The 18446-nt window shown below is 64.9% G+C and carries 15 protein-coding genes; 6 read left to right on the top strand and 9 right to left on the bottom strand.

All coding sequences use genetic code 11. From position 1 onward, the window contains the following. The first annotated feature begins 1 nt into the window (after position 1). The 6 genes from glgB (at position 2) to U3648_RS05790 (ending at position 10730) form a co-directional block, all read left to right on the top strand. Complete coding sequence (gene glgB / locus U3648_RS05815) at positions 2-2194, top strand: 1,4-alpha-glucan branching protein GlgB (protein ID WP_420858300.1); 2193 nt, start codon at positions 2-4, stop codon at positions 2192-2194. 16 nt (positions 2195-2210) lie between these two features. Beyond that, on the top strand, positions 2211-3473 hold the full coding sequence (glgC, locus tag U3648_RS05810; RefSeq protein ID WP_420858299.1) for a glucose-1-phosphate adenylyltransferase: 1263 nt from the start codon (positions 2211-2213) through the stop codon (positions 3471-3473). Beyond that, a complete protein-coding gene (gene glgA / locus U3648_RS05805) occupies positions 3470-4891 on the top strand; it encodes a glycogen synthase GlgA (protein WP_420858298.1) in 1422 nt (473 codons plus the stop codon). The genes glgC and glgA overlap by 4 nt, the downstream gene beginning before the upstream one ends. A gap of 2 nt (positions 4892-4893) precedes the next feature. Continuing rightward, entirely contained in the window at positions 4894-6978 is a 2085-nt protein-coding gene (gene glgX / locus U3648_RS05800; protein ID WP_420858297.1) for a glycogen debranching protein GlgX, read from the top strand. 17 nt (positions 6979-6995) lie between these two features. Further along, on the top strand, positions 6996-8621 hold the full coding sequence (locus U3648_RS05795; RefSeq protein WP_420858296.1) for an alpha-D-glucose phosphate-specific phosphoglucomutase: 1626 nt from the start codon (positions 6996-6998) through the stop codon (positions 8619-8621). A 171-nt stretch (positions 8622-8792) separates the two neighbouring features. Beyond that, complete coding sequence (locus tag U3648_RS05790) at positions 8793-10730, top strand: glycosyltransferase family 2 protein (protein ID WP_420858295.1); 1938 nt, start codon at positions 8793-8795, stop codon at positions 10728-10730. Here U3648_RS05790 and tolA read toward each other — a convergent pair. From tolA to U3648_RS05745, 9 genes are read right to left on the bottom strand one after another with little or no spacing between them, the layout of a single operon-like run. Next, complete coding sequence (gene tolA / locus U3648_RS05785; RefSeq protein ID WP_420858294.1) at positions 10705-11667, bottom strand: cell envelope integrity protein TolA; 963 nt, start codon at positions 11665-11667, stop codon at positions 10705-10707. The two genes, U3648_RS05790 and tolA, sit on opposite strands and share 26 nt — an antisense overlap. Further along, complete coding sequence (locus U3648_RS05780) at positions 11664-12047, bottom strand: ExbD/TolR family protein (protein ID WP_420858293.1); 384 nt, start codon at positions 12045-12047, stop codon at positions 11664-11666. The genes tolA and U3648_RS05780 overlap by 4 nt, the downstream gene beginning before the upstream one ends. Continuing rightward, the gene (locus tag U3648_RS05775; protein WP_420858292.1) at positions 12044-12430 is read right to left on the bottom strand and encodes an ExbD/TolR family protein; all 387 of its coding nucleotides are present in this window, start codon (positions 12428-12430) and stop codon (positions 12044-12046) included. Before U3648_RS05775 ends, U3648_RS05780 begins: the two co-directional genes overlap by 4 nt. Further along, positions 12427-13062, bottom strand: coding sequence for a MotA/TolQ/ExbB proton channel family protein (locus U3648_RS05770; RefSeq protein ID WP_420858291.1), 636 nt, complete (start codon positions 13060-13062; stop codon positions 12427-12429). Before U3648_RS05770 ends, U3648_RS05775 begins: the two co-directional genes overlap by 4 nt. Beyond that, the gene (locus U3648_RS05765) at positions 13059-13859 is read right to left on the bottom strand and encodes a cobalamin-binding protein (protein ID WP_420858290.1); all 801 of its coding nucleotides are present in this window, start codon (positions 13857-13859) and stop codon (positions 13059-13061) included. Before U3648_RS05765 ends, U3648_RS05770 begins: the two co-directional genes overlap by 4 nt. After that, on the bottom strand, positions 13856-14614 hold the full coding sequence (locus U3648_RS05760; protein ID WP_420858289.1) for an ABC transporter ATP-binding protein: 759 nt from the start codon (positions 14612-14614) through the stop codon (positions 13856-13858). Before U3648_RS05760 ends, U3648_RS05765 begins: the two co-directional genes overlap by 4 nt. Further along, positions 14611-15639 (bottom strand): FecCD family ABC transporter permease, encoded by a 1029-nt coding sequence (locus U3648_RS05755; RefSeq protein WP_129683185.1) that lies wholly within the window; start codon positions 15637-15639, stop codon positions 14611-14613. Before U3648_RS05755 ends, U3648_RS05760 begins: the two co-directional genes overlap by 4 nt. Further along, a complete protein-coding gene (locus tag U3648_RS05750) occupies positions 15636-16505 on the bottom strand; it encodes an ABC transporter substrate-binding protein (protein ID WP_420858288.1) in 870 nt (289 codons plus the stop codon). The genes U3648_RS05755 and U3648_RS05750 overlap by 4 nt, the downstream gene beginning before the upstream one ends. Continuing rightward, on the bottom strand, positions 16480-18333 hold the full coding sequence (locus tag U3648_RS05745; protein ID WP_420858287.1) for a TonB-dependent receptor plug domain-containing protein: 1854 nt from the start codon (positions 18331-18333) through the stop codon (positions 16480-16482). The genes U3648_RS05750 and U3648_RS05745 overlap by 26 nt, the downstream gene beginning before the upstream one ends. Between the last annotated feature and the right edge of the window lie 113 nt (positions 18334-18446).

Below are 18446 nucleotides of genomic sequence, written 5' to 3'. Positions count from 1 at the left end.
AATGGCCGATAAAAACGGGCCCGCATTCCTGACGCAGGAAGATATCGACCGGCTGTCTGCCGGGCGGCATGACCGGCCGTTCGACGTGCTGGGTCTGCACCGCGATGGCGGGGCCAATTGGGTCACGGCCTATCTGCCCGGCGCAACCGCGGTTAGTGCGATCTGCGGCAAGACAAAATCGACCCTTTCTTCAATGGGCGGCGACGTGTTTTCCGGAAAGATCAGGGGTAAGAACTACAGCCTTGTTGCCACCTACGCGGATGGGTCCGAGCATGGGTTTGAAGACCCCTACCGGTTCGGCCCGGTCATGGGCGAGTTGGATCAATACCTGATCGGCGAAGGCACGCACTACCGTCTGTGGGAGGCGCTGGGCGCCCATGTCATGACCCATGAAAAGGTTGCGGGCACCCATTTCGCCGTCTGGGCGCCGAACGCCGCCCGGGTATCTATTGTAGGCGACTTCAACGGCTGGGACGGACGCGGCAACCCAATGCGCCGGGTCGGCAACACCGGGGTCTGGGAAATCTTCCTGCCGGGCGTGGGCGATGGGGCGACCTATAAATATGAAATCATCGATCCCCACGGCGGTCTGCACCTGAAAGCGGACCCAACTGGGTTTGGCGCGCAACATCCGCCCGAAACCGCCTCGGTCGTGCGGGACATCGCGGGCTATGGCTGGAAAGACGCCAAATGGATGGAAACCCGCGCCGCCGCGAACGACCGCCGCGCCCCGATTTCGATCTACGAGGTGCACCTCGGGTCGTGGAAGCGGCGCTATGACGATGGTGGCCGCCCGTTGTCCTACAAGGAGTTGGCCAAGGAACTTGTGGCCTACGCCAAGGACATGGGATTTACCCACCTTGAATTCCTGCCGGTTTCGGAATTCCCGTTCGACGGGTCATGGGGCTATCAGCCGGTGGGCATGTATGCCCCAACCATCCGCTTTGGCCCGCCGCACGAATTCCGCGACCTGATCGAGGCCGCCCATGCCGAAGGCCTTGGGGTGCTGATTGACTGGGTGCCGGGGCATTTTCCCGCCGACGCGCATGGGTTGGGCCGGTTCGACGGAACCGCGCTTTATGAACACGCCGATCCGCGTGAAGGGTTCCATCAGGACTGGAACACGCTGATCTACAACTATGGCCGGACCGAGGTGAAGAACTACCTTGTGGCCAACGCCTTGTATTGGCTGGAAGAATACCACATCGACGGGCTGCGGGTGGACGCGGTGGCCTCCATGCTCTACCGCGACTATTCCCGCGACGATGGGCAATGGATTCCGAACAAGGACGGTGGCCGCGAAAACTACGAAGCCATCGACTTCATGAAGGCGATGAACGTCGAAGCCTATGGCCGCCACGACGGGATCATGACCGTGGCCGAGGAAAGCACCAGCTTTCCGGGCGTGTCGCGGCCGGTGGATCTGGGCGGCCTCGGGTTCGGGTTCAAATGGAACATGGGGTGGATGAACGATACCCTGCGCTACATCGAAAAGGACCCGATCTATCGCAAGTATGATCACCATCTGCTGACTTTCCCGATCGACTGGGCATTCAGCGAAAACTTCATCCTGCCGATCAGCCATGACGAAGTGGTGCATGGCAAAGGGTCGATGCTGGAAAAGATGCCCGGAAACGGTTGGGAGAAATTTGCCAACCTGCGGGCCTACTACGGCTACATGTGGACCTTCCCCGGCAAGAAGCTGCTGTTCATGGGCTGCGAGATCGCCCAGGCCCATGAATGGAAACATGACGAGCAGATTGATTGGGCCAGTTTGGCCGATCCGGCCCATGCCGGCATCCAGCGCCTGATCCGTGATCTGAACCAGCTTTATCGCGATGTTCCGGCGCTGCATGTGAACGATTGCGATCCGGCCGGATTCGAATGGATCGACGGTGGAAACAGCGAAGAGTCGGTCCTGACCTTCCTGCGCAAGGGCGATGCCGGCGATCCGCCGGTGCTGGTCGCCCTGAATCTGACGCCCGTTGAACGCAGCAGTTTCCGGATTGGGGCGCCCCACACCGGACAATGGGACGAAATCATGAATACCGACGCCAGCATCTATGGCGGCGGCAACCGGGGCAATCTGGGCGGTGTCGTTGCGACAGACACGCCCGCAAATGGCCGCCCCGCATCCATCGAAGTCACCTTGCCGCCCCTGTCGGCGGTTGTTTTCCGGGCCGCACAAGGCTGAAGAAGGGGAGAGAGACATGCAACCTACCACACGACGTCTGAGCCAACGGTCGATGGCCTTTGTTCTTGCCGGGGGGCGCGGCAGCCGACTTCATGAACTGACCGACCGCCGGGTGAAACCGGCCGTCTATTTCGGCGGCAAGACTCGGATCATCGACTTTGCCCTGTCGAACGCGATGAACTCCGGCATCCGCAAGATCGCGCTGGCGACCCAGTACAAGGCCCACAGCCTGATCCGCCACGTGCAGCGCGGCTGGAGCTTTTTCCGGGCGGAACGCAATGAATTCCTGGACATCCTGCCCGCCTCGCAGCGGGTGGACGAGGGCATGTGGTATCGCGGCACGGCCGATGCCGTGGCCCAGAACATCGACATCGTCGACAGCTACAACATCGACTACATCGTGATCCTTGCGGGCGACCACATCTACAAGATGGACTACGAACTGATGCTGCAACAGCATGTCGAGTCCAAGGCCGACGTGACCATCGGCTGCCTGACTGTTCCGCGAATGGAGGCCACCGCCTTTGGCGTGATGGCGACCGATGCAACGGGGCAGATCACCTCTTTCCTCGAAAAACCCAAAGACCCGCCCGCAACCCCGGAAGACCCGGATCAGGCGCTGGCCTCGATGGGGATCTATGTCTTCAACTGGAAATTCCTGCGTGAACTGCTGTTGAAAGACGCCGAAGACCCGAATTCCAGCCATGATTTCGGCAACGACCTGATCCCCGAGATCGTCAAGAACGGTAAGGCCGTGGCCCACCGGTTCACCGAAAGCTGCGTGCGCCACCCCGAGGCCAGCGCCTATTGGAAGGACGTGGGGACCGTCGATGCCTTCTGGGAGGCGAACATCGACCTGACCAACTTCACCCCGGAACTGAACCTCTGGGACCCGGAATGGCCGATCTGGACCTATGCCGAAAGCGTTCCGCCCGCGAAATTCATCCACGACGAAAAAGACCGCCGTGGGGTCGCGATATCGTCGATGGTGTCGGGCGGCTGCATCATTTCAGGGACCGAGGTGCGCAATTCGCTTCTGTTCACCGAGGTGCACACCAATTCCTACGCCGTCCTCGATCACGCGGTCGTCCTGCCCTATGTGACCGTGAACCGGCACGCCCGGCTGCGGAAATGCGTGATTGACCGGGGGGTTATCATCCCCGAAGGGCTTGTGGTGGGCGAGGACCCGGAAGAAGATGCAAAGTGGTTCCGCGTGACGCCCAAGGGCACCACGCTGATCACCCAAGACATGCTGGATAAGAGAGCAGCCGCCAAATGATCGACGTCCTTTCTGTCGTTTCGGAATGTGCGCCACTGGTAAAGACCGGGGGGCTGGCCGATGTGGCCGGCGCCCTGCCGGGGGCCCTGACATCCGAAGGGGTGCGGATGCGCACCCTTCTGCCCGGATACCCGGCGGTCATGGCCGCCGCGGCCGGGGCTGAAGCGGCGATGGAAATCGACGATCTGTTTGGCGGCCCGGCCAAAGTGCGCGCGGCAACGGTGGCGGGGCTTGACCTGCTGATCCTTGACGCGCCCCACCTGTATGACCGGCCCGGCAGCATCTATCTTGCGCCCCACGGTGGTGACTGGTCGGACAACCCTGAACGCTTCGCCGCCCTGTCCTGGGTCGCGGCCCGGATCGCCGCCCATGGCATCGGCGGCTGGCACCCGGCCATCCTGCATGGCCACGACTGGCAGGCGGGGCTGATGTGCGAATACCTGCACGACGCCGGGACCAAGGGCGTCCGCACGGTGATGACCATTCACAACATTGCCTTCCACGGCATCGCGCCGGCGGCCAAGCTGCGCCAGCTTCGGCTGGACCCGGCCCGGTTTACGCCGGAAGGGTTTGAATACTGGGGCAATATCTCGGCCCTGAAGGCGGGGTTGATGGGGGCGGACCGGCTGACCACGGTGTCCCCCACCTATGCCGAAGAACTGATGACGCCCGAATTCGGAATGGGACTGGATGGGGTGATGCGCGACCGCCGCGCCGATCTGTCGGGTATCCTGAATGGCATCGACGAAGATGTCTGGAACCCCGCGACCGACGATCAGATTGCCCCCTACAAAACCCCCAAAGGCAAGGCCAAGGCCAAGGCGGCGCTGCGCGAAGAGTTCTGCCTGCCCGACGCTGAAGGCCCCCTGTGCTGCGTCGTCTCGCGGCTGACCGAACAGAAGGGCCTCGACCTGCTGATCGAGGCGCTGCCAGCGCTGTTGGAACGCGGCGGACAGTTGGCGCTGTTGGGCAGCGGTGACGCCGCGTTGGAAGAGGCGTTCCGCCAGGCCGCCAATCACGAAAACGTCGCGGTGCGGATCGGCTATGATGAAGGCCTGTCGCATCGGCTGATCGCCGGGTCGGACGCAATCCTTGTGCCGTCCCGGTTCGAACCCTGCGGACTGACCCAGCTGTATGGGCTGCGCTATGGCACGGTGCCGCTGGTCGCCCTGACTGGCGGGCTGGCCGATACGGTGATCAATGCCTCGCCCGCCGCAATGGCCATGGGTGTGGCGACCGGGGTGCAGTTCCACCCGATCACCGCAGGCGCGCTGACCAATGCGCTGACTCGCCTCTGCGATCTGTATGCAGACCCGGACACATGGGATGCGCTGCAAAAGAACGCGATGGCGCAACCGGTCGGCTGGGGCACCTCGGCGGCGCGGTATGCGGCCCTCTACAAGGATCTGTTGGCCTGACCATGGCAGGAAATTACGCAATCCGGGCCGGAGAGCCGTACCCCCTTGGCGCGACCTTCGATGGTGAGGGCGTAAATTTCGCGGTGTTTTCAAAACACGCAACCCGAATGACCCTGTGCCTGTTCGACGACGACGGGCACGAGGTGTTCCTGATCGACCTGCCGGAACGGTCGGGCCATGTCTGGCATGGCTATTTCCCCGGAATGCGGCCCGGGCAGCTTTACGGCTACCGGGCGCATGGCCCCTATCGGCCGGACGAAGGGCATCGGTTCAACCACCACAAGCTGTTGATGGACCCCTACGCCAAGAAGGTGACGGGCCATCCGATCTGGCACGATGCGCTGCACGGCTACGATGTGACCTCGAACGCGGCGGACCTGTCCAAGGATCTGCGCGACAGCGCCCCCTACATGCCCAAATGCGTGGTCGTCGACCCGTCGTTCGGCTGGGGCAAAGACGCACCGCCACGAACGCCCATGTCCGATACGGTGATTTACGAGGCGCATGTAAAGGGGCAGACCGCGACACGCCGCGACATCCAGCATTCCGGCACCTTCCTTGGGATGGCGTCGAACCAGATGCTGGACCACCTGACCGACCTTGGGGTCACGGCGGTGGAATTGCTGCCGGTGCAGGCCTTTCTGAACGATCGGTTTCAGGTGGACAGGGGCCTGACCAATTACTGGGGCTACATGACCTATGGGTTCTTTGCCCCCGACCCGCGCTACATGTCCTATGGCGATATCGCCGAATTTCAGCAGATGGTCGCCCGGTTCCATTCCGCCGGGATCGAGGTGATCCTTGACGTGGTCTATAACCACACCGCCGAAGGCAGCGAGCTGGGGCCGACCCTGTCGTTCCGCGGGCTGGACAATGCCAGCTACTATAGGCTGGCCGAAGACCCGCGCTACTATGTCAATGACAGTGGCACGGGCAATGCGCTGAACCTCGACAACCCGTTCACCCTGCGTTTGGTGATGGACAGCCTGCGTTATTGGGTCGAGGCGATGCATGTGGACGGCTTCCGGTTCGACCTCTGTTCGACGCTTGGGCGGACGCGCGGGGCCTTTGACCGGGACGGGCCGTTCTTCCGGGCGATCCAGCAGGATCCGGTTCTGAACCGGGTCAAGATGATTGCTGAGCCGTGGGACGTCGGGCCGGGGGGCTATCAGCTTGGGGCCTATCCGGTGCCGTTCCACGAATGGAACGACAAGTATCGCGATCAGGTGCGCCGGTTCTGGCGCGGGGATGCGGGGATGGCATCCAAACTGGCCAGCCGGGTGGCTGGCTCTGCCCTGCGGTTCGACCATGACGGGCGGCCCGCGACATCCTCGGTCAATTTCTTGACAGCCCATGACGGGTTCACCCTGATGGACCTTGTCAGCTACAACCACAAACACAACGAGGCGAATGGCGAGGACGGCAAGGACGGCCATTCCAACAACTGTTCCGACAATTGCGGTGTCGAAGGGCCGACCGATGATCCCGATATCATCGCCCTGCGCGCCCGCCGCCGCCGCGCCATGATCGCCACCCTGATGCTCAGTCAGGGGACGCCGATGATCCTTGCGGGCGACGAATTCGGCAACAGCCAGTCCGGCAACAACAACGCCTATTGTCAGGACAACGAGATCGGCTGGCTGGACTGGGCTGGCGCGGACAAGGAGATGCAGGCCTTCTGCAAATCCGCCATCGCGTTTCGCAAGATGACCCCGATCCTCGGTCAACCCCGGTTCTTGCATGCGACAACCCGGCTTGTCGATGGCGCGCCGGACCTTTTCTGGCGCAAGGCGGATGGATCGGCCCTGATGGATGGCGATTGGTCCGACCCGGACCTGCGGCACCTGACGGTGGAAATGCGCATGGCGTCTGGCTCGCCCGAATACACGAAACGCGAAGGCGCGGTCTTTGCGGTCTTCAACGTGGGCGAGGCATTGGACGTGACCATGCCGGACAGCCCCAAGGGGCAACGCTGGATGCGGCGCTTGGATTCGTCCACCGCCAGCCAGACTGCCCGCCCGGCCATGGACGAAGAGAAGGTTGCGGCGCATAGTGTCGTGGCCTTCACCCTTGAACGCGATCAGTGACAGGAAGGGCCCCGGAAATGACCATCGTTCAGACTCAACCGATCGCCGGGCAGAAACCCGGAACCAGCGGGCTGCGCAAGAAGACCCGTGTTTTCATGGGTCCGCACTTCCTTGAAAACTACGTGCAGTCGATCTTTGACGGGATCGGCGGGGTCGCGGGAAAGACACTCGTCGTCGGGGGGGACGGTCGGTATTTCAACGACCGCGCCATTCAGGTGATCCTGCGGATGGCGGCGGCGAATGGCGCGGCGCGCTGCATTGTCGGGCAGGGGGGCATCCTGTCCACGCCTGCCGCGTCGCACCTGATCCGCAAGCGTGGAACGGACGGCGGGTTGATCCTCTCGGCCAGCCACAATCCCGGCGGCCCGGACGAGGATTTCGGCCTGAAATACAACGGCCCCAACGGCGGCCCCGCCAGCGAAGGCGTGACCGACAAGATCTTTGACCGAACCCTGAGCATCACCGAATACCGGATCGCCGAGGCCCATGACGCCGATCTGGCGACCCTTGGCGAAAGCGAACTGGCCGGCATGGTGGTCGAGGTGGTGGACCCGGTGAGTGACTATGCCGCCCTGATGGAGAGCCTGTTTGACTTCGACGCGATCCGTGCCCTGTTCGCGGGTGGGTTCCGGATGCGGTTCGACGCGATGCACGCTGTGACCGGCCCCTATGCGACCGAGATCCTTGAACGCCGCCTTGGCGCGGCCCCGGGAACCGTGGTCAACGGCACGCCGCTGCCCGACTTCGGTGGCGGGCATCCCGACCCGAACCCGATCTGGGCCAAGGATCTGATGGACGTGATGATGGGCCCGGACGCACCGGATTTCGGCGCCGCCTCGGACGGGGACGGCGACCGCAACATGATCGTCGGTCGGGGCTGCTATGTGACCCCGTCCGACAGTCTGGCCCTGCTTGCCGCCAAGGCGACGCTCGCCCCCGGCTATGCGACGGGGCTTTCGGGTGTGGCCCGGTCGATGCCGACTTCCGCGGCGGTGGACCGGGTGGCGGAAAAGCTGGGGATCGACTGCTTTGAAACCCCCACGGGCTGGAAGTTCTTCGGCAACCTGCTGGACGCGGGCCGGGCGACCCTGTGTGGCGAGGAAAGCGCCGGCACCGGATCGAACCACGTGCGGGAAAAGGATGGCCTCTGGGCGGTGTTGCTGTGGCTGAACATCCTTGCCGCGACGGGCAGGTCGGTGTCGGACCTCATGGCGGACCATTGGGCCGAGTTTGGGCGGAACTATTACAGCCGCCACGATTACGAGGCGGTCGTGACCGAGAAGGCAAACGCGCTGATGGACGGGCTGCGCGCCCGGTTTGCGGAACTGCCGGGGCGGTCGGTCGGGCCGGTCACCGTCGCGGCGGTGGACGAGTTTTCCTACGACGATCCGGTGGACGGGTCCCATTCTGCGGGGCAGGGGGTGCGGATCACTTTCACCTCGGGCGGACGGGTTGTGTTCCGGCTGTCGGGCACCGGCACCGAAGGGGCGACACTGCGGGTCTATCTGGAAGACAGGGAAACCGACCCCGCCCGCATGGACCGTGACCCGCAGGAAGCGCTGGCCCCGATCATCGCTGCGGCAGATGAAATCGCGGGGATATCGGCCCATACGGGGCGCAACGCGCCCGATGTTGTGACCTGAAGAGGGTTTGCGCCGCGCCCGCAGATATCCGCGGGCGGTGGGTCAGGTTGCTTGGCACTCCGCCAGTTCAGTACGGGCTTGGGGCAGGTGCCGACTTGACAGTGCCACCTTGCCTGCCGGACTCTGCCGTAGACGTGATTTGCGTTTCGGTTTGCAGGTGAGGCAGTCAGAATGACAGGACCACGGGCCATCGTGGCGAGCACGGGCGGTGAAGCACCGTTCCTTCTGGAGTGGGTCGCCTATCACCGGATGATCGGGTTCGATACGGTTGTCTTGTTCACACATGGGCCGGACGACGGAACCGCCCCCCTGTGCGACGCGATGCAGGCCGCCGGGCTGGTGCATCACGTCCCCAACGCCCACCTGATGAAGGGCTTGCCGGACGACCCCCAAGCACGGGCGTTTCGCCGCGCCTGGGGCATGGCCGAGGTCACGGGGGCCGAATGGGTTCTGGTCGCGGACACTTCTGAATTTCTTGCCGTTCATGCGGGGGAAGGGCGGCTGAACGACCTGTTCACCGCCGCGGGTCCGACCGAACTGATCTCGGCCACGTGGCGGGTGTTCGGGAACGGCGGGGAAGGGGTCTTTGACGATCGGCTGGTCACGCAGGCGTTTACCCGTGCGGCCCCGTTGTCACCGCCGCCGTCCCCGCGCCACTATGCCCTGCGGACCCTGTTTCGCCCGTCCGTCGCGCAGCGCCCGGGCGTGCACCGCCCCATCCTCCCGCCCGACCTGATCGCCGCCGAAATTCCGCCCCGTTGGCTGAACGGTTCGGGCAAAGAGGTGACCGAGCATTTCCTTGAAAAAGGCTGGGCCGCGACCGAGGCCACGGTGGGCTATGACCTGTGCCAGATGAACCGCTACGCCATCCGCGACAGCCAGTCCTTCATCCTGCGGATGATGGACAAAGCGGGCGAAGACGGGCCCGATCCATCCGATTTCGACGCCTTCAATTCGAACGAGGCCGAGGATACCAGTCTCAAGCGTTGGGTTGGTCCGTTGCGCCGGGAGATCCGCGCAATCCGCAAGGCGCACAAACCCGTCGCCCGTGCCCATGACGCGGCCGTGGCGCTGCATCGCGACCGGATCGCTGACGCGATTGCCGAACTTGCCGAAGTGGACTCGGCATTGGCGACGCGGATTCTTGCCGCGCCCCTTCCCCCGGCGGATCAGGACGACATAGAGGATGACGGGCTGACCGAACCGGTCGGGCCAGAGGATGCGGCGCCGCAATGGCTGGCCGATCTGCGCCGGTCGGACCACCGCAGCGGGTTCTATCAATCGGACCGGAACTTTGCCGCCCATTTCGCCGCCCGCGACCCGAAACAGCTGATCATCTCGTTCGACAACCTGTCGAACGTCAAGGATACCGCCCTGTCGCGGGAAAGCTGGGGTTATAGTTTCTACCGCTCTGAAGGTTGGTCGCATATGGGCGTGATGAGCTTTGCCAAGAACTGGTACCGGGACGAGGCTCTGTTCAACTTCATGGAAAACCTTGCCCGGTCCGGTTTCTTCAAGCGGTTCAAAAGGGTCACGCTGACCGGCACCTCGATGGGCGGCTATGCGGCAACGGCCTTTGCCCGGCTGATCCCCGGCTGCACGGTTCTGGCTTTTTCGCCGCAATACACGCTGGACGAGGCAAAGGTCCCTTGGGAAGAGCGGTTCAAATCCGGCCGATCGCAGGATTGGTCGGGCCGCTATCGCGACGCGACCGAGGAGTTGGAAAAGGCGGGCAAGGTCTATGTCCTTTATGATCCGCTGTTCGAACCGGACCGCCTGCACGGGCAGCAGTATCAGGGGCCGAACATTGTCCACCTGAAGGCATGGTATGCCAATCACAAATCGGCCCTGTTCCTGCGTCGCGCGAACCTTCTGAAACCACTTGTGCAGATGGCGGTGCGCGGCGAATTGGACGAAGCAGCGTTTTACCGGATGTATCGCGCCCGCCGCGCCCTGCCGTGGTATGTGAACGGGTTGGTCGATCATGCGATGGACCGGGGGCATGGTGATCTGGTGAAACGCGCCGGGGCCGCGCTTGTGCGGGATGGGCGCGGATTTCTGGGCAACTCGGTTCAGGCCCGGGCTAACGGAACCGGATCGGAATCGTGAACCCGTAGGACGGATCGGTCAGCCCCGCTGGCGCCGCCGGAAAACGACCCGCACGGCGCACGGCGGTCAGGGCGGCCTCGTCCAGCGCTGGGTTGCCCGAGGATTGCGCGACCGACACCCCCAAGAGCCCGCCGTCGCGTCCAATCCGAAGCGCGACCGTGACAACGCCACTGCCCCGGACCCGGGGCTGACTGCGGGCGACCCGGTTCTGGATCTGTCCGCCCCAATTGCCGATCAGGCTGCGCCGCTCGCTGGCCGATAGGGTCGCGGCAGCGGGTTGCGATTGCGCGTTCCCCTGCGCCTCGCCGCCGCCGTTACCCTGGGCACGCTGTTCGCGCTGAAGGGCCGACGGGGCCGATGGGGCAGGCCGGTTCGGCCGGGCCTCGGGCCGGGGAGAGGTGGCAACGGCAAGGTCGGACATCGGCGGTTCGGGATTGTCCGGCGCGGTGAACCCGTCAACCGGGGAAAGCTGCGCGGGCATCTGTGGGGGCGCAAATTCGGGCGGGCGGTCCGGGCTGTCCGACCGGGGCGCGGCGCTGTCGTCGATCATCGGCAGGGCCAGCCCGGCGGGCGCGGCGGTCGGAACCTCTATCGGCCGGGCCGGGGTCGGCGGGGCGACGGGCGCGCTGTCGATGGCTGCGAGGTCCGGCAAGGCCGGTGCTATAGTCGGCGTCGGCAAATGGTCAGGCGCTGGGGCGGTGATATCCAGCGGCGCGACCTGCGGCATGGCCGGGGTGTCCGGAAGGAACACCTCCGGCGGGGCGGTCCAGTCCTGCACGAGTGCTGCGACCGAGGCGCTTGCTGGTTCCACTGTCAGCCGGTCGGCCCCGCCCGCGCCCGCGGCTTCGGCCCCCAGATCGGGCAAGGTCATCATCGCCGCCGCATGCAACCCCGACGACAGGCCCAGAAACAATCCCAGTTCGATCAGCCGCCTCATGGCTGCACCGTCAACAGGTCGATCTGCGATACGCCCAACTTGGCCAGCCGGGGCAGAAGCGCGGCAAGAACGGCGGCAGGCAGGGCGGCGTCGGCGCGGATCGGCAGGGGCGCGTCATCCCGACCGGCCAGTGCCGCAAGGGCCGCATCGCCGATCGCACCGTTGAAATAGGGGGTGCCGTTCGGTCCGACGAACAGGATACCGGGCTGCCGTTCTGCCGCCTCTGCCGATGCCTCGGGCGGGGTCACGTCCACCGGATCGGGCGGGGCGATATGCGCGGTCATCAGAAAGAAGATTTGCAGCAGGAACACCACATTGATCATCGGAACGATGCTTTCGGCGCGGGGCCGTGCGGGGCGGGTGGGGGCGAAATCCATCATTCGACCAGCACCAGCGCGGTGAACCCCGCGTCCCGCAGGGCCTGCATCACCGTCACCAACCGTTGCAGGCTTGCGCCTTCCACCGCCCGCAGGACGATGGTGTCGGTTGGCGCCTCGGTCAGCGCGGTCAATTCGTCGGCCAGCGCCTCTGCACCGACCGCGATGCCGTTCAGGCGTAGCCCGTCCGGGCCAATATCCACAAGCCGCGGCGGGCCGGAGTAGGCGGTGCTGTCGGCTGCGCCCGGCAACGACAGGGCAAGCGCCCCATCCTGCCCGAACCGCGCCACCAACATGAAGAACACCAACAGCAGGAACACCACGTCGATCATCGGCGTGAGGCTGGGGCGGCGTCTGGGCCGGGGTATGCCAAAGCCAAAGCTCATCCCGCTGCGGACACCGGCGCGCGCGTGAAGATGCGGGTTGCGGCGTCTTCCATATCGGCCTGAACGCGGTCCACCTGCGCCTCGAACCAGACATGCGCCATCGAGGCGGGGATCGCCACGGCCATCCCGGCGGCGGTGGTCAACAGGGCCTCCCAGATGCCGCCGGCAAGGGTGGCCGGATCGGCGCTGCTGCCCGCGACCTGTAGCGCTTGAAAGGCCGCGATCATGCCCATGACCGTGCCCAGAAGGCCCAGAAGCGGGGCGATGGTGGCGATCAGGTCAAGCGCCCGCAGCCCGCGCCGCGCCTCTGCCAGAAGGCGTTTGGCGACGCGGGTAGTTTCCTCGCGCGCCTCTGCCTCGTCAAAGCGGTCCGACAAATGCGCGGACATGGCCGCATGGCCCAGCCGCGCCCGAAGCGAAGCCCGCCCCCGCAAGAGCGTCAGCGCGGCCGAGGTATCACCGGACTCCCAAGCGTCAATCGCCTGATTGGTCGCGGCCCCGCCGGACCATGTGCCCGCCAGCCACAGCCGCCACAGCTTCCACAGGATCAGCGCCAAGGTCAGCACCGACAAAAGGCCGATCACCCAGATCGCCAGCCCGCCTTTGGCAAGGATATCCGCCAGTCCGCTCATGCGCTTTCCCTTCTCTCGGCCGCGTCCCCCCAAAGGGCAGCAACAATGGCATCCAGCCCGTCCGTCAATGCCGCCGGTCCCGGTTGCAGGATCAGCGGCGATTTGATCTCGACAATCCGCCCGGACGCCACCGCCGGGATGACATCCCAGCCGGGCCGCGCGGAAATCTTTTCCGGGCGCACCTTCTTGCCGCACCAACTGGCGATGATCACCTCGGGCGCGGCGGGGATCACCAGATCATGCGGGATGATCCTGTCCTTCGCCGCCTGTTCATGGCGCAGGTGGGCGAAACAGTCGGTCCCGCCCGCGATTTCGATCAGTTCGGACACCCAGCCGATGCCGGTGATCGCCGGATCGTCCCATTCCTCGAAATAAACGCGGGGCGACTTAGGGCGCGGCGTGGCCCGCAGCCGGGCGATCCGTGCCTCGTATCCGCGTGCCAGTTGGTCGGCCCTGTCCGGGCAGCCGACCAGCGCGCCAAGGGTGCGGATCATCCGCAGGATGCCCGCGACGTCGCGCTGGTTGAAGGCATGAACCTGCACGCCCGCCCGGATCAGATCGGCGGCGATATCGGCCTGAAGGTCGCTGAAGGTCAGGACAAGATCGGGCTTCAGCGACAGGATCTTGGGCACATCCGCGCTGGTAAAGGCCCCCACGCGCGGCTTTTCCTTGCGCACCCGCGCCGGACGCACCGCATAGCCCGTGACCCCGACGATCCGGTCCTCTTCCCCCAGAAGGTAGAGGGTCTCGACCGTTTCTTCGGTCAGGCAGACGATGCGGGCCGGCGCGCAGGTCATGCCAGAACGCTGAGAGGCTGGAACAGAAGCCCCGATGCATCGGACGACAGATGCGCGTTGATCCGGAACACGCGGGCCATATTGTCGGCGGTCAGCACCTCTTCGGGGGTGCCGTCGGCGACCAGTTTGCCCTTGTCCATCAGGATCAGCCGGGTGCAATGCCGTGCCGCCAACCCCAGATCGTGGATCGAAGCGATGACGGTCTTCCCCGCCGCCGCCTCGCGCCGGAAAACCTCCATCGTGCTGATCTGGTGGGCCGGGTCGAGGCCCGCGATGGGTTCGTCCGCAAGGATCAGCGGCGTGTCCTGCGCCAGCACGCGGGCAATCAGCACGCGGGCCTGTTCGCCGCCCGACAGTTCCGTGGCCGGGCGGGTTTCAAAGCCTGCAAGATGCATCGCCGCGATGGCAGAGGCGACAGCGGCGTGGTCTGCCTCGGACGGTTTGGCGCCGCCCGCAAGGTGCGGCACGCGGCCCAGCATCACCAGCGTTTCCACCGGCACCGGCCAGGCGATTTCGCGCGCCTGCGGCATCCACGCTGCCGCCCGGGCCCGAGCGCGCGGGTCCAGCGCGGCCAGCGACGATGTGCCTTCGAATGGCAAGAGCGACAGGATCGCCCGCAAGAGCGTGGTTTTGCCCGCGCCATTGGGACCGATCAGGCCCACCACCTCGCCCGCGCCGACGGACAGGCTGACATCGTCCACCACCGGGCATTGCCCGCGCCGGACGGTAAGGTTCTGAACGTCCAAGCGGCTCATGCCATGGCCCTCCGCGTCTTGTATAGAAGGTGCAGGAACAGGGGCGCACCGATCAAGGCCATCAGAACCCCAAGCTTCAGGTCCTGTTCGGGCAGGATCACCCGGACAAAGACATCGGCCGCCAGCACCATCGCCGCCCCGCCAAGGGCCGAGGCCCACAAGAGCGCAGAGGGCCGTGCCTGTACCAGTGGCCGCAGGATATGCGGCACCACCAGCCCGACAAAGCCAATGGCGCCGGACACGGCAGTTGCCGCCCCGACACAGGCCGCGACCCCGATCACCATGGTCAGCCGCAGCCGGGTCAGTCGGATGCCCAATGCCTCGGCCGCGTCTTCGCCAAGGGTCAGCGCGTCCAGACCCCGGCCCAGCCGGGCCAGCATGACCCAGCCCACGGCCATGAAGGGCAGGGCGATCCAGACATGGCTGAACGACCGGTTCGCCAGTGACCCCATCATCCAGAACACGATTTCATAGATCGCGTAGGGGTTGGGCGACAGGTTCAGCACCAGCGAGGTCAGGGCCCCGGCAAGGGCGCTGATCGCGATCCCGGCAAGGATCAGCGTCAGGGAATTGCCGCGCGGCCCGGACAGGAACAGGATCAGCAGGACCGACACCACCGCCCCGGCCAGACCCGCCAGCGGCAGGCCCATAGTCAGTTCCGTGGTGATCCCGAGGATAGGAAGGGTAAAGGCGACGGTCTTGGCAAAGCCCGTCTGCATGGCGATCACCGCCCCCAACGCGGCCGAGGATGACACGCCGATCAGCCCCGGTTCGGCGAGCGGGTTGCGCAGATACCCCTGCAAGGCCGCCCCCGACATGCCAAGGCTGACCCCGACCATGACCCCCAGAAGGGCGCGGGGCAGGCGGATTTCCTGCATCACCAGCGTGATCGCATCGCCTTGCCCGCCAAACAGGGCCGACAGGCTTTCGCCTATGCCGAACCCCGCAGGGCCGATCAGAAGCGATGCCGCGAACAGGACCGCGCACAGGGCGGTCAGAAGGATCATCAAGCCGCGAAAACTCATTCGGCGGGCTCCTCTTGCAAGATACGGTCGCGGGCGGCGTGCAGGTCTTCCAGCGCCTCGATCACAAGGGGCGTGCCGCAATCCCAGGTGGCCGAGGTGGCAAAGGCCCCGGCATCCTTTGCCACGGCGCGGTAGGCCGGGTGGTCAAGGATGGATTCGGCCTGGCTCGCGCCTGCGTATAGTTCGGGGGAAAAGACGATATCGGGATCGGCCAGAACCAGCATTTCCAAGGGCAGTTGCCCGGCGGCGGTGATCTGAAGCTCGTCGGCGATATGGTGGAACCCGGCGGCGGTCACCAGTTGGTGCGACATCGACCAAGTGCCGGACGACACGCCGTTCGCCCCGTAGAAGGCCGCACGCGGGCCGGTTTCATCCGGGGTCGTCAATGTGGCAAGCCGGGTTTCATAGGCCGCGGCCATCGCTTCGGCCTCTGCCTCGCGGCCCAGAAGGCCGCCCACCAGCCGGATATTCGGGCCGATATCGGCCAGCGAATAGGCGTTGGGCACCTGTTCGACACGGATGCCCAGCCGCCGCAGCATCGAAATGGCGATCGGGTCCGACCATTCGAAGGCCAAAACCAGATCGGGTTGGAGCAGATAGATCTCTTCCGCCCCGCCGTGGTTGATGACGTAGTCCTGCGCTTCGTCCGCCATGGCCGACGACAGGGGGTCCAGCGCGACATAGCTGACAGACAAAAGCTGACCAGGGGCGGCCAGCAGCATCGCGAGTTGGTCGGTGCACAGGTTCATCGACACGACCCGCGCGGGCGGGTCGATGTCCTGCGCGGCAAGGGGGGCGGCGGTAAGAGCCGCCGCCGCCAAGACCACCGCGAAAGCGGGCTTAGAATGTGGTCGCAAGACCGACATAGATCGCCCTTCCGCTGGTGCCGTAGCCGTCCACGCTTTCGTAATCGGTATCCAGCAGGTTATCGACGCGAACGCGCACCTCGGTCCGGTCGTTGAGGTCATAGCTGAAGGCCGCGTTCACAAGAGTGTAGTCGGGCATTGGGCCGGAGACATCCACGCGGTCCATGACCCGTTGCAGGGTCAGCCCGCCGGCAATGCCCATCCCGAACTCGGCGCTTAGTCCGAGGGTCAGATCGTGACCCGGAACCCGGACTAGCCGGTCGCCCGCGCCATCGGTGGCGATGGTGCGGGTGTAGTTGCCGAACAGGGTCGTGCCGTTGCCCATGTCATAATCGGCAGACAGTTCGATACCCTGAATGCGCGACGTGCCCGGCACCTGATAATACATGTCGTCATCGGTGTCGGGCCACGGCGTGCCGCCATCGGTCCAGGCGATCAGGTCGGTGATCTCGCTGGCAAAAACGGTGCCCTGCACGGTCAGGCCATTGCCAAAATCATGCTCGACGCCCAGTTCGGCGCTTTGGCTGGTTTCAGGTTCCAGCGCCGCGTTGCCGTAGAAGGTCGAGTAGAGTTCATAAAGCGACGGTGCGCGGAACCCGGTGCCGACGCTTGCGCGGACAACCGTGCCCTCGGACGGACGCCACGCAAGTGCTGCGCGGCCAGTCGTGGCGCCACCGAATTCGGAATGGTCGTCATGGCGAAGCGATACGGCCAGATCGAGATCGCCGGTCAACGCGCGCGAGTAGTCCGCAAAGACGGAATTGATGCGGTGTTCGCCGCTGTCGGTGTCGCTGACAAACCCTTCGGTCGAACTCTGCAGCCCGAACACCAGCGTCGCATCTTCGCCGATCTCGGCGGTGCCCTTGTAGCTGAATTCGGTCCGGTCGCCATCGAAGCGGGTGTTGTAGCTGCTCAGCGGATATTCACGGTCGATCATGGTGCGGCTGACCGCGAATTCGTTGTCGATCCCGAAAGCCTCGACCGTGGCGAAGGCCCGTGCGCCGACGGTGCGGACCTGATCGTAGTCGTCGGTGTCGCCGAAGGCCCAGGGGAAGGTCGAGGCATAACCGTCCTGTTCGGTCCGGCTGTCGGAATAGAACAGGCTGCCCCCGATTTCGACGGTATCGGTCAGCTGGTAGGTGCCCTTGAGGGTGATCATCGTGGCGTCGTGCCCGTCGGCCTCGGTGTTGCCGTCGGCTTCGTTCGCGGCCGAGAAACCCTCGGACGTGATCCGGCTGGCGGAAACCGCAAAGGTGCTGCGGTCGGTGCGGATACCGTAGGACAGGCTGGCGCTGTAGGTTTCATAGCTGCCCGCCTCGATCTCGGCCTTGCCCTCGGCGCCGATTTCTTCGGGGGCGGACGCAGTTTCGATCGAGATCACGCCGCCGATCGCCTCGGACCCGTAAAGGGCGGACTGCGACCCGGTCAGAACCTCGACCCGCGACAGACCCGCGCCGGTCAGGGTGCCGAAGTTGAAATAGCTTTGGGTCAGCGACGGGTCGGTCATGTCGATCCCGTTGATGTAGACGGGCACATATTTGGCATCGAGCCCGCGCAGGCGCAGCTTTGCCTCGCCGCCGATGGGCCCTGCGGTGGTGATCGAAATTCCGGGACGGGTGTCCAGCACGTCGGACAGGCGGGCGCCTTCGCTGCCTTCAAGATCGTCTTCCCCGATCACGTCGACGCGGGCGCCGGTGCGGTCAGCGCTGACCGGAAACAGGTTGGCCGAGAACACGATTTCATCGAGCGCGAAAAACTCGGCATCCTGGCCCAGTGCGGGGGTGGTGAGGAGGGCGATCATCGCGGTCGCCGTGACGGTGGTCTTCATGGGTCTTGTCCCTCTGGTCGCGCCGGTCTTGTCCGGCACGGGTCTTGCATATGCGATGTCGTCGGAGGGATTGACCCTGCCGCAGACGGTGAAACGCCACCACTACGGAAAGG

It is taken from the genome of Marivivens marinus, from assembly GCF_035969385.1.
In the GTDB taxonomy this organism is placed as follows: domain Bacteria; phylum Pseudomonadota; class Alphaproteobacteria; order Rhodobacterales; family Rhodobacteraceae; genus SELP01.
Note: the sequence above shows the minus strand (reverse complement) of the source record. Positions and strands in the feature narration are given on the sequence as shown.